At 68.9% G+C, this 10,734-nt stretch carries 12 protein-coding genes and 1 pseudogene; 3 read left to right on the top strand and 10 right to left on the bottom strand.

What is annotated here, in order from left to right:
- Positions 1-500, bottom strand: a pseudogene (locus ACRDP3_RS04835) (hypothetical protein); the annotation flags it as partial.
- 172 nt (positions 501-672) lie between these two features.
- Here ACRDP3_RS04835 and ACRDP3_RS04830 point away from each other — a divergent pair.
- Complete coding sequence (locus ACRDP3_RS04830; RefSeq protein ID WP_431515554.1) at positions 673-1,326, top strand: DUF305 domain-containing protein; 654 nt, start codon at positions 673-675, stop codon at positions 1,324-1,326.
- Between the two features lie 159 nt (positions 1,327-1,485).
- Positions 1,486-2,466, top strand: coding sequence for a GNAT family N-acetyltransferase (locus ACRDP3_RS04825; RefSeq protein WP_431515553.1), 981 nt, complete (start codon positions 1,486-1,488; stop codon positions 2,464-2,466).
- A gap of 24 nt (positions 2,467-2,490) precedes the next feature.
- Here ACRDP3_RS04825 and ACRDP3_RS04820 read toward each other — a convergent pair whose 3' ends face one another.
- The 6 genes from ACRDP3_RS04820 to ACRDP3_RS04795 form a co-directional block, all read right to left on the bottom strand.
- Positions 2,491-3,768 (bottom strand): MFS transporter, encoded by a 1,278-nt coding sequence (locus tag ACRDP3_RS04820; RefSeq protein ID WP_431515552.1) that lies wholly within the window; start codon positions 3,766-3,768, stop codon positions 2,491-2,493.
- A gap of 273 nt (positions 3,769-4,041) precedes the next feature.
- Positions 4,042-4,563: an HNH endonuclease family protein gene (locus ACRDP3_RS04815; protein WP_431515551.1), complete on the bottom strand. Its 522-nt coding sequence runs from the start codon at positions 4,561-4,563 to the stop codon at positions 4,042-4,044.
- A gap of 362 nt (positions 4,564-4,925) precedes the next feature.
- Positions 4,926-5,600, bottom strand: coding sequence for a formylglycine-generating enzyme family protein (locus tag ACRDP3_RS04810; protein WP_431515550.1), 675 nt, complete (start codon positions 5,598-5,600; stop codon positions 4,926-4,928).
- A gap of 174 nt (positions 5,601-5,774) precedes the next feature.
- Entirely contained in the window at positions 5,775-5,999 is a 225-nt protein-coding gene (locus ACRDP3_RS04805; RefSeq protein WP_431515549.1) for a hypothetical protein, read from the bottom strand.
- Positions 6,000-6,171: 172 nt separating this feature from the next.
- Positions 6,172-6,378, bottom strand: a complete 207-nt coding sequence (locus ACRDP3_RS04800; protein ID WP_431515548.1) for a DUF397 domain-containing protein — start codon at positions 6,376-6,378, stop codon at positions 6,172-6,174.
- The gene (locus ACRDP3_RS04795; RefSeq protein ID WP_431515547.1) at positions 6,375-7,202 is read right to left on the bottom strand and encodes a helix-turn-helix domain-containing protein; all 828 of its coding nucleotides are present in this window, start codon (positions 7,200-7,202) and stop codon (positions 6,375-6,377) included. The genes ACRDP3_RS04800 and ACRDP3_RS04795 overlap by 4 nt, the downstream gene beginning before the upstream one ends.
- A 172-nt stretch (positions 7,203-7,374) precedes the next feature.
- Here ACRDP3_RS04795 and ACRDP3_RS04790 point away from each other — a divergent pair, with 172 nt between their 5' ends.
- Positions 7,375-7,950, top strand: a complete 576-nt coding sequence (locus ACRDP3_RS04790; RefSeq protein WP_431515546.1) for an ATP-binding protein — start codon at positions 7,375-7,377, stop codon at positions 7,948-7,950.
- A gap of 18 nt (positions 7,951-7,968) precedes the next feature.
- Here ACRDP3_RS04790 and ACRDP3_RS04785 read toward each other — a convergent pair whose 3' ends face one another.
- The 3 genes from ACRDP3_RS04785 to ACRDP3_RS04775 all read right to left on the bottom strand — a co-directional run.
- Entirely contained in the window at positions 7,969-8,856 is an 888-nt protein-coding gene (locus tag ACRDP3_RS04785; RefSeq protein ID WP_431515545.1) for a peptidoglycan-binding protein, read from the bottom strand.
- Between the two features lie 42 nt (positions 8,857-8,898).
- Entirely contained in the window at positions 8,899-10,473 is a 1,575-nt protein-coding gene (locus ACRDP3_RS04780) for a DUF6519 domain-containing protein (protein ID WP_431515544.1), read from the bottom strand.
- A gap of 67 nt (positions 10,474-10,540) precedes the next feature.
- Positions 10,541-10,734, bottom strand: a 194-nt coding sequence (locus ACRDP3_RS04775; RefSeq protein ID WP_431515543.1) for a hypothetical protein, incomplete at its 5' end; no start/stop codon positions are given.

The raw sequence follows: 10,734 nt of genomic DNA, 5'->3' as shown, positions 1-10,734 counted from the left end.
GAGGACTTCTCACTCGCGGGCTGTGTGGTGCTGTTGCAGGAGTCGTCGTTCCGGGAGGAGTCGGTGGACAGGAAGAGCAGGTCCCCGGAGACCGAGATGTCGTTCTGCGCGCCGGGGCAGAGCACCTGGCTCACGCTCTTGGGGTCCTTGGGGTTGCTGATGTCGAAGATCCGGAAGCCGTCGTAGTTGCCGGCGTACGCATAGTCGCCCTGGAACGCCAGGTCCGAGTTGCTGTCCTTGAGGACATCCAAGGGGACGTTGGCGACGTGGGTCACGTTGTCGCTGTGGACGACCTCGTCCACGCCGGGTATCTCACCGCTCTTGATGTCGGCCCGGGTTTCGGCGGCCTGACGCTCGCTCACGCGCTTCTCGGTCGGCGCGTCACCCGGGTCGGGTGTGGCGGTCGCGGGGCCCGCGGCCAGGATCGAGGCGAGCAGGCCGAGTGCGGCCACCACGCTGATCCGTCTGCGTCGTCTGCGGGGGTTGTGCAGTGACGTCACTGAGTCCTCCCTGATGTCCGTTCGGAGTTGAACGGGTTTTCGGACCCAGGAAGTATCACCCCTCTCATGTACATATCAACAGAGGTGAACGACTATTAGGGCGGTCTCGATCGCCGGTTGGCACCGGCGTGCAAGACAGTCCTCGACTGTCCCGCCTTCCAGGAGGTTCGCAGTGCTTCACCGCCGTACGAGTTCGAGCGTCCGCCGACCGATCGCCGCATCGGTACTGGCTGTTGCCGCACTGGCCCTCGGTGGATGCCAGTCGGCCCCTGATCCCGCCGCCAAGGCCGACGACGGGCCGTCGGTGGTGGCGCCGGGGAAGCCGGGCGAGGCCGCCGAGACGCTGTCGGCGAAGGAGGCGAAGAAGGCACTCAGCGACGACAGCCCCAACTCGGCGGATACCGAGTACGTGCAAGGGATGATTCACCATCACCGGCAGGCACTCGTGATGACCGATCTCGCGAAGAAGCACGCCACGTCACGGCCCGTACGCAGTATCGCCGCCCGGATCGCAGCGGCGCAGGGTCCCGAGATCCAGGCCATGGAGGGCTGGCTGAAGTCGAACGATGTGCCGAAGGGGCACGCCGGGCACAGCGGCCCGATGCCGGGAATGGCCACCGAAGCGCAGCTCGAGGAGTTGAAGGAGGCGCGGAACCGGCCCTTCGACACGAAGTTCCTCAAGCTCATGATCACCCACCACCAGGGAGCGGTCACCATGGCGTCGGAGGTGCTTTCGGGAGGCAACAACGTCACCGTCGAAGAGATGGCCGGCGAAGTCGTCGCACAGCAGACGAGCGAGATCAACCGCATGCGCAAGATGCTGTAGAAGCCGGCGCCAGGGCATCTCCTGCCGGGCGCCGCGCTCACGGGCGGAGATGCAAGGCAATCGGGCCTGGTCACCGGCCTCCGCTGTCGGCGGATCTTTCGCATGGCCATGCGGTGCTGCTCGTGGTGTGATGAACGGGGGTCCGAGAAGGAGAGAGCGATGACCTCACCGGCAGCGGAGCGGAAGACCGTCGCGGGCCTGGTGTCAGTCCGCCCGTTGGCCGAGGCGGACCTGGATCAGGCCGATGAGATCTTCCGGGTCGCCTTCGGGACGTTCCTCGGGCTCCCCGAGCCGAAGACGTTCTTCGGGACCGCCGATTACGTCCGCACACGATGGGCGGCCGATCCGCAAGCGGCCTTCGCAGCGACGATCGAGGGTGAACTGGCCGGATCGAACTTCGCCGCCAACTGGGGCAGCGTCGGGTACTTCGGACCGTTGACCGTGCGTCCGGACCTGTGGGACCAGGGCGTCGGCAGGCGCCTCATGGATCCGGTCATGGACTGCTTCGACACCTGGGGGAACCGCCACCTGGGCCTGTTCACCTTCTCGCACAGTCCCAAGCACCTTGAGCTCTACCGCAAGTACGGTTTCTGGCCCCGATTCCTCACGGCCATCATGAAGAAGCACGTCGCGGGCAGCTCCGCGGTCCCCGGCCGGGTGATGTACAGCGAGCTGCCTGCCGCCGAGCAGCCCGCCTGCCTCAGTGCCTGTCGCGCACTGACCGGGGCCGTGTACGAGGGCCTGGACCTGGAACGCGAGATCGTCGCCGTGCACACCCAGGGGCTCGGTGACACCATCCTGCTCCAGGGCGGCGGCTCCGATCTCGATGGTCTGGCCGTCTGCCACTGCGGAGCCGGATCGGAGGCCGGCGAGGACGTGTGCTTCGTCAAATTCGGCACCGTACGCCCTGGCCCGGAGGCCGCCGACCGCTTCGAGCGACTGCTCGACGCATGTGAGCGACTGGCGGCCGAGCGCGGGCTGAGTCAGCTGGACGCCGGGATGAACCTGGGCCGCCCGGATGCCTATCGGCGCATGATCGACCGTGGTTTCCGCACTGGGTTGCAGGGTGTCACGATGCACCGGCCCAACGAGCCCGGTTACAGCCACCCCGACGCCTATGTGCTCGACGACTGGCGCTGAGAGCACCCGTCTGGCCACCAGGCTTCACCTCTTGGTGGACTGCGCCGGTTCCAGGGTGGAGGGCGCGGGGGATTCCTCACCCAGGGGCAGGCCGGCTGTTTTCGGCTTCCTCCCGGCGCAGGCCAGGGCCGCGAGCAGAGTCACGCCGCCCGCGAGCGCGAAGCACACCCCGAGCGGCAGTCGTGCCGCCAGCAGACCGGCCGCCACCGTGCCGCCCGAAATCCCCGCGTTCACCGCCGTGTTGACCCAGGCGCCCGCTTGGGTGCGGCGCCCCGGCGGTGCCACCTCGTCGGCCAGCAGATACGCCGTGGTGAGCGCCGGAGCCACAAAGAATCCCGCGCACGCCACCGCCACGGTCAGCGCCCCCACGCCCGGCGCGAGCCCCGCGGCGGCCAGGGCGAGACCGAGGCCGGCGGCCAGCAGCGGCAGTCGTACCCGGGCCCCGGTGCGCCAGCTGACGGCACCGTTCAGGAGCCCGCCGACCGCGCTGCCCGCCGAGAGAGCCGCGAGCACCCAGGCGACCACGTCGTCACCGTGATGCCGCTCCGTCGCGAACGCGAGGACCAGAAGGTCCATGGCGCCCAGGGACAGCCCGACCCCGGCCGCCACCACGACCGGCGTCAGCAGTGCCCGGGCCCCCTGCAGCCGCGCCTCGGAGCGTGCCGCCGCCTTGGCAACGGCAGTCGGCCGTACGTCCCGCACGGCCGGCGACATGACGAATGCGAAGGTCCCGACCCCCACGAGCAGCGCGCTCACTACGACCCCGGCCGCCGGGGGCGCGATCTGCACCAGCGCGCCGACCAGCAGCGGACCGGAGATGAGCAGCATCTCCTCTGCGACGCCGTCCAGGCTGTACGCGCGCTGCAACAGCCGCTGGTCATCGGTGAGTTCACGCCAGATGGCCCGCATCGAGGGGCCGAGCGGAGGTGTCGCGGCGCCCGCGGCTGCGGCGATGGCGCCCAGCAGAAAGGCGGGGGCGCCGGGACGCCAGGAGGCCGCCGCGAGGGCGCCCAGGAGGCCCGCGTAGAGCAGGGCCATCGGCAGGAGCGCGGGGCGTGGGCCGTGGCGGTCGACGAGGGCCGCCCGTACCGGGGACAGGAAGACACTGGTGGCGCCGAACAGCGCCATGATCGTGCCGGCGACGGCATACGAGCCGGTGGCCCGGGTCACCGCCAGCATCACGGAGAGGGCGACCATCCCGTACGAGAGCCGCCCGAGCAGGGCGGCACCGAAGGTGCGTCGGGCGTACGGAAGGCGCAGTACGGCGGCATACGAGGGCCGCCCTTGAGCAGGCGCAGACATGGGAAGTTCCTCGGTCGAGGCGGAAGGAGGGACGCCGAAGTGCCGCGAGCGCTGTGTGCGGGTCGCGGGCCTGGGCGTGCCTATGCCAAGAGGAGGAACATGAGGCTCAACGTAGCAGCGGGCACCAGGGGAAGTCAGTAGTCCGAGGGCTCCCGGGAGCAGCACGCGCTGGAACTCGGTCGCCAACGGCCGGACCCGGGCCCGGCGGCTGTCCGCCGCGATCACCCACGGTCGCCCTGATGGTGGCCTTCGCGCTGGCCAAGCTCACCCTGTTCAGCGGCAGGTGTTCAGCATCTTGTTCAGGGCGGCTTTCTCGCCCTTGGTGACCGAGAGGCCGTACGTGAACTTCACGTGCGTCCAAGCCTTGGCGTAGGGGCAGTGGTAGTCGGTGTTCGGGGGGACCCACTGGTCCGGGGACTGGTCGCCCTTGGCGCTGTTGGCGACGGTGGAGACGGAGATGAGCTGGCTGGTAGACAGATCATTGGCGAACTTGTGGCGTTGGGCGGCGTCCCACTTGTGCGCTCCGGAGTGCCACGCGTTGGCAAGGGGCACCAGGTGGTCGACGTAGACCTCCGACGCCTCGGTGATGATGCGTTCGTCGTAGGGGCTGAACCAGACCCTTGTGTCCTTCTGGCGATGCGTGGACGGGCCCACGTCCGTGCCGTCGCGGTGGAGGACGACGTCCCGGATGTCGGGCCGGCGTTCGTAACCGGCCTGCTCGAACTTGTCCCTGCGGTATCCCTCCAACGAGTGCGGGACCTCGACCTTGAGGGCCGCGAGTTCCTTACGGGCCATTTCCACCGGGGGCGAAGCGGGCGTTCCAGGCGGAGGTGAAGGCAGGGTGGAGGCCGGTGTCGAATCTTGGAACAGGGCCGCGGCCAGAGCGACCGGTAGGGGCAGAAACGCCAGGATCAAGGCGATGCCCATGGTGTGGCGGTTTGGCCGCTCGAGGCGAAAAGTGCTCATAGAGAAATGGATATCCGCGTATTGCGCCTCTGCTGCAACAAGTCACCCGAAATGACGGCGCAGAGTGAGAAGTTGGCTGCGACAAGTCCGGATGTGGGAGGATAGGCCCGTTTTCGCTCGTTCGCTTCGCGAGGCTGCCGGCCTTCGGCTACCACCCGCTGCCGTGCTCCTGGCGATCACGCCGGTGAGGATCAACCCCCGATGGACCGTGCGATGCGGAAGCCCACGTCGTCGACCTGGAAGGTCGGGTGGCTGCGGCGCCGCACGGAGGCCCGGCAGCTCCAGTGCTCGTCGAACCAGCCACCGCCCCGTAGCACCCGGTAGGTGCCGTAGACCTCGGCGTCGTAGATGTCCCAGCACCACTCCCAGACGTTGCCGAGCATGTCGTACAGGCCCCATGGGTTCGGTCGCTTGCCGCCCACACCATGGACTCGTTCACTCGAGTTGCCGCGATACCAGGCGATCTCGTCAAGCGGCCCGTAACGCGCGCCGGTCGTCCCGGCACGGCAGGCGTGTTCCCACTCGGCCTCGGTCGGCAGCCGGTACCCATCGGCGCACGGATCCCACTCGATGCCATCGCCCTCGGCATGGAAGTGGTAGGCGGGTACGAACCCGTCGCGCTGCGACAGGGCGTTGCAGAACCGGACCGCGTCCCTCCAGGAAACTCCCTCGACGGGCAAGCGGCCCCCTTGAGGGGTTCCCGGCCGCTCTTCGGTGATCTGTGCGTACAGCAACTGGGAGACCTGGAACGTCGCCAGTCGGTAGGGCCCGAGCTCGACCGCCCAACTGCGTTCCGTCCGCCGGTCCGACAGGGTTACCTGTCCAGGCGGGATGGTGACCATCTCGCTTCCCGCACCTGTACCCATGAGCAGGTGATCCTACCGGCGCCCGCCCTGGATAGCCGCACGGCAAATCTCCATGCGGACACCACTGTCCGGGCGCTCAAACACTCACCGTGACGGCTCAGCGATGTCGGTCTCCGAGCTGTCCAAGTATGTGAAGTGACGGGCCAGGCGGCAGGGGCTCAAGGGCACGCTCGCCTACTTCTTGTCGGTGCTCGGGGGTGGTGTCACGCCTGGTTCGATCGTTGATCTGACGTATATGCGCGTACTGCCTGGTGTGAACTCGTGCGCGAACAGATGGACGCAGTAGTTGAGATCCTTGCCCTCGGGAGCGGCCAGGCCTTCCGGGCAGAAGTCGCTCTTCCGCATCCTTTCGGCGACAGTCTCCGGCTCCGGAAGGTCGAGGTGGGCGAAGGGTGCCATCGGCCTGTAGCCGGCAAGCACGGACTCTCGGCAGACGATCTGACGGCCTGGCGCCCGGAGAAGGGACGCGCGGGCGAGCCAAGACGACGAACTTACCTCGTGTACAGGCGCGTACAACAGAGCGCCCGCCCCGGATCATTTTCCGGTGACGGGCGCCGTTCGCTATGCGCGGTCAGCCTCGGGCGGCGAACTCTACGAACGCAGCCCAACCAGCTGAGGGCACGGACAGTATCGGCCCCGCGTTGGTCTTCGAGTCACGGATATGGACGATCCCGGAACTGGGCGCGACCTCAATGCATTCGCCGCCTTCGGCTCCGCTGTAGCTGCTCTTGAACCAGCCCAGTTCCTCAACCGCCGTGTTGGTCCCTGCGATGTTCATAGTTCTCCCAGCAACTTCTCGATGAAGGCGAGTGGCTCCCGTGGCGTGAGAGCCTGCGCCCGGATGATCCCATAGCGCGCCGCGACGGCTCGGACCTCTTCTCGATCAGTCACCAGCATGCTGCGACCCTGTACTTCCAAGTATGCGACCTGCTCCTCGCCCTTGCGCGTGATCAACGTGAAGGGCCCGTCGACTCCGGCGTTGTCCTCCCGGTCCAGCGGCATGACCTGGACTTCTACGTTGCGACTGTCACCGATGAGTAGCAAGTGCTCCAACTGGCCACGCATGACAGCCTTGCCGCCGAAGGGGCGACGGAGAATCGCTTCCTCGACAGCGAAGCCCATGAGCGGAGCTGGCCAACGATTGAAGATCTCCTGCCGTGCGAGGCGAGCCGTGACTCGTTGCTCGATCGTCTCCTCGCTCAGGAGCGGGCGCCGCATGTTGAGCAACGCACGGGTGTACACCTCGGTCTGCAGGAGGCCGGGGATGGCTTGAACCGCGTACAGGTGTAGCTCAACTGCTTCTGCCTCCAACCGTGCCGCGTCGCGGAAGAACGCCGGGTACTGGGCCCGTGCCACCTCGTCTTTGCTGGCTTGGAGTACACCGCCTGCGTCGAGGACCTCGTCCGCCTTGTCGATGAATCGCGGTGGCGGAATCCGGCGGCCCTGCTCGAACGAAGCGATGGTCGACGCCGAGTACCCCGTCTGTGCGCCCAACTCCGGCCGTTCCAGGCCCGCCCGCTTCCGGCACAGCTTCAACTGCCGCCCGAAGACATGCAGGATGCCCGACCCTGGCCCAGACTCGGGTTCCGGTTGCTCCTCCATGCGTCTGCCCCTCTCCTGCCGCCCCGCACACCACACTTGCGTGGCCAACGTGCGCCACCCCGGAACGGGTTACGCACAAGTCCGCGTACAGCGCTGGCGACGAGGCGTACAGCCGTGCCCGTCAGCGGGTTCCTCCTGGTCAAAGGTATGCACAGAGGGGAGGTTCTTCACCATGAATCAAGCTATTGACCCATTCGTGCTCGCCCGGCAAAGCCTTGCTCCTGACCGCGAGTTCGCTATGCAGTTCACCTCGACGCCGCGCGGCGCTCACCTCGCCCGGCGCCTGGTCTCGCATCGGCTGGACGAGTGGGGTTACCCGTATGACTCCGCACCGAACGAGACGCTGACGCTCATCGCCGCCGAGCTGAGCGCGAACGCCGTGCGCCACGGTCACGTCCCCGGTCGCGACTTCCGCCTCCGGCTCACCAGCGCCCTCGCCGGCGCCACCGAAGCGGCCATCACCACGACCCTCCGCGTCGAGGTCACCGACACCCGCACCGAACGATGTCCCTCGACCGAAACCCGCGACGTGCCCTCACCGCCCGACGCGGAATCGGGCCGGGGCCTGTACCTCGTCTCCCAGCTCGCCGACCAGTGGTGCATGGCGCCCCGTTCCGATGGCCCGGGCAAGTGCGTATGGGCGCAGCTGCACGTCGATGCCCCGGCGGCGCGGTTCTCCGATGTGGCGGGAGCGCGGGCCGTGTTGGAGGAGCCGGCACGATTCGTGGTGGACCCTGCCGGCTCCTGACCCCCCGCGCTGCTCCCCTTACACGTTGGGGACCCTCAGCTTCTTCCAGCTCGTGCTGCCCGGGACGCCGTCCGCGTCCTTGCCGGAGTAGCCGCACTTGCGCTGCCAGGCGGCGTAGGACTTCCGGTCCGCCTCCGTCCAGTTGGGTCCCGGGCCCTCCTTGTAGCGTCCGCAGCCCTCGGCCACCAGCCGTTTGCCCATCGCGGTGATGATCTTGCTGTTGCGGTCCTTGTTGAAGAAGGCGGCTCCCGGAAAGGGCTCGTACGTGGGGCGGGGCGGGGCCGGTGGCGGCTTGGACGGGCCGTCGGGCTTCTCTCCGAGCCGCTTCGCGATCCGGTCGCGCATGGTGCCCATCGAGAAGCCGCGCGGGTCGACCTTGCCGGGCTGCCACTCCCGGTGGCCGATCACCGACCGGTGGTTCCAGCCGTGTGCTCGGCAGATGGCGGCGGCCGCCTTCTCGATCGCCTCCTTCTGGGCCTCCGGCCACGGGTCCTTGCCGTCCCCGAGGTTGACGCATTCGAAGCCGTAGAAGTGCCGGTTGCCGTCCGTGTCGGCCTCGTTGTCCGGCGGGAGCGAGGAGGACTCGTTGATGACCGCCCGCAGCACGTCGCCGTCGCCCAGCCCGGCGTGGTTGGACCGGCCGTTGCCCACCAAGTGGACCGCGCCCGATTTGTCGATGACGCCGTGGCACAGCGGGCCCGGAAGCCCTGAACGGCCCTCGTAGCACAGCTCCACGGAGCCGCTGGTGCCCTTGGTGACCGTGTGATGGATCATCACGCCGTTCATCGGACCCCACGGGCCCTTGTGGTTGCGGTTGTGCGCACGCCAGTTGCGGTACTCATGGACCTCGAGGCCCTCGTCGCGCAGCGCCTTGACCAGCCGGGAGGCGCTCAGTGGTGTGGCCATGTGTGTGCTCCTTCCGTACGTGCGGATGTGCGGCCGGTCGGGTCAGTCCTGCGTATCCCGCGGCTGCTGGGGATGTTCCGGCTGCTGGGCCGCCTTGGCCGCCGCGGCCCGCTCCTCGGCTTCGACCTGTGCCTCCAGGGCCAGCGCTTCCTCGTCGGCGGCCGGGATCTCTCCCGCCGCCGGGCCGAAGGCGAGCCGCAGGTCCGAGGGCGAACCCTCGCCCAGGACCCAGGCAAGCGGCGCGTAGTGCACCTGGATCCCGGACGGACCCCGCAGCAGCGGCCTGCGCGCCGCGTCCACCGGCCACTCGACGGAGCCCGTGACCGTACGGGCGGGGATCAGCCAGTGGTCACCGGAGCGGTAGCGGCCGTCGGCCGCGAAGTACACCTCGACGCCGTCCTCCAGCGGCAGCCAGCGACCCTCCTCGACTCTGACCGCGCCGCCCTTGAGCTTGGGCGACGGGCCCTGCTTCGCGCGCCGCGAACCCTCCTTGTGGTCCCAGCGGCGCAGGAAGGGGTGCAGCTCCGGCCGCCGGCCGACGCCGGGCTCCGGCTCGCCGGACAGCCGTACCCGGCGGCCCGGCAGGTCCAGCTCCTCCACCCGCAGCAGGGGGAGCGGCTCGCCACGGCTGAGGGAGGCCGTGTCCGCGAACTCGACCCGGTCGCCGACGTCGAGGTCGAGCTTGTCGTCGCTGCCGAGCGAGGCCAGCTCGACCCAGGTGCCGTCGAGCGCGTCCACCGGGAAGGTCACCGCGCCGTTCTCCCGCGACCACTTGAAGGTCGCGTCCTTCCCTGGGCCGCCCTCATGGATCTCCACCCGGTACAGCTGGTTCTCGGGGCCTCGGTAGCGGGCGTCCGGCCTGACCAGGCACGGGTCGTCGTCGACGTGGTCGGGCCGCTCGCTCCTCGCCGCCAGCCGCGCCGCCGAGGCCTGGGCGTCCGCCCACTTGCGGAAGGCGGCCCGCAGAACGCCCTTGTCCCGCTCGTCCTCGTTCTCGAGTTCCAGTGCCGAGCCCTCCAGCGGCAGCACCTGCCAGACCACCTTGGTACGGGCGGCGGTGTCCGGCATGGCGGAGCCGAGCGCGACCTCACGAAGCGCCGGGTCCTCGGCCGCCGTGACGGCGCGTTCCCACACCTTCAGATAGGCGAGGAAGGGGTACCGGCTGGGCAGCCGGTCCTCGGGCCGCTCCGGGTCACGGAAGCCGTCGGGCTGGTCCCAGTACCTCCAGGTGGGGTCCGGGTCGGCGGCGTGCTCGCCCCCGGCACCCGGCTTGTGCGCCTCGTCCGCGTCCTCTGCGGCGTGCTCGTCCTCGACGGGCGTTCCCGGCAGCGGCCGGTACGCGTCGCACAGGATGCCGTCGACGTAGTAGCGGCCGCCGCCGATGGACAGGTCGTCCAGTTCGCGGTTGCCGCCGAGGAAGCGGATGTGGAAGCCGGTGGCGCCCGCGGGGCCGCCGTGCCGGCCGATCAGATCGGTGGCGATCGTACGGGCCTGGTACAGCTGGATCGCCGCCTGCTCGTTGGCGTCGGCGTCGAGCTGGACCCGGCCCTGCTGGGCGAGCACGGCCGAGTAGTGCCGTTCCGGCCGGAAGGTGACGCGGGACAGGTCTGCGTGCATGGAAAGTGGTCCCCCTCGGATGTTCTTGAATCAGCGAGTCTGTGGATGGCGGTGGCAGCAGCCGGTGTCAGGTCACGAAGATCACTCCGGCGTCGGTGCCGGCCGGGGCGTACTCGGCGAGCCGGGCGCGCAGGCTGTCGGCGCGCTGGGGCTGGTAGAGGTCGTGGAAGGCGCCCATTTCGGAGCCGTCCTCGGCCCCCCGCCGGATCTCCTCCGCGCACCCCGGGGCGAGCTGCCCGTACTCCGGCGTCCCGTACCGCT

Source organism: Streptomyces sp., assembly GCF_050698815.1.
GTDB lineage: Bacteria > Actinomycetota > Actinomycetes > Streptomycetales > Streptomycetaceae > Streptomyces.
This window is presented reverse-complemented; position numbering and strand designations above follow the sequence as displayed.

Excerpts from the sequence above, each read along its gene's own strand:
- ACRDP3_RS04795 (WP_431515547.1), bottom strand. The coding sequence starts at position 7,202 with ATGGAGGAGCAACCGGAACCCGAGTCTGGGCCAGGGTCGGGCATCCTG.
- ACRDP3_RS04820 (WP_431515552.1), bottom strand. The coding sequence starts at position 3,768 with ATGTCTGCGCCTGCTCAAGGGCGGCCCTCGTATGCCGCCGTACTGCGC.
- ACRDP3_RS04780 (WP_431515544.1), bottom strand. The coding sequence starts at position 10,473 with ATGCACGCAGACCTGTCCCGCGTCACCTTCCGGCCGGAACGGCACTAC.
- ACRDP3_RS04810 (WP_431515550.1), bottom strand. The coding sequence starts at position 5,600 with ATGGGTACAGGTGCGGGAAGCGAGATGGTCACCATCCCGCCTGGACAG.
- ACRDP3_RS04800 (WP_431515548.1), bottom strand. The coding sequence starts at position 6,378 with ATGAACATCGCAGGGACCAACACGGCGGTTGAGGAACTGGGCTGGTTC.
- ACRDP3_RS04815 (WP_431515551.1), bottom strand. The coding sequence starts at position 4,563 with ATGGCCCGTAAGGAACTCGCGGCCCTCAAGGTCGAGGTCCCGCACTCG.
- ACRDP3_RS04825 (WP_431515553.1), top strand. The coding sequence starts at position 1,486 with ATGACCTCACCGGCAGCGGAGCGGAAGACCGTCGCGGGCCTGGTGTCA.
- ACRDP3_RS04785 (WP_431515545.1), bottom strand. The coding sequence starts at position 8,856 with ATGGCCACACCACTGAGCGCCTCCCGGCTGGTCAAGGCGCTGCGCGAC.
- ACRDP3_RS04790 (WP_431515546.1), top strand. The coding sequence starts at position 7,375 with ATGAATCAAGCTATTGACCCATTCGTGCTCGCCCGGCAAAGCCTTGCT.
- ACRDP3_RS04805 (WP_431515549.1), bottom strand. The coding sequence starts at position 5,999 with ATGGCACCCTTCGCCCACCTCGACCTTCCGGAGCCGGAGACTGTCGCC.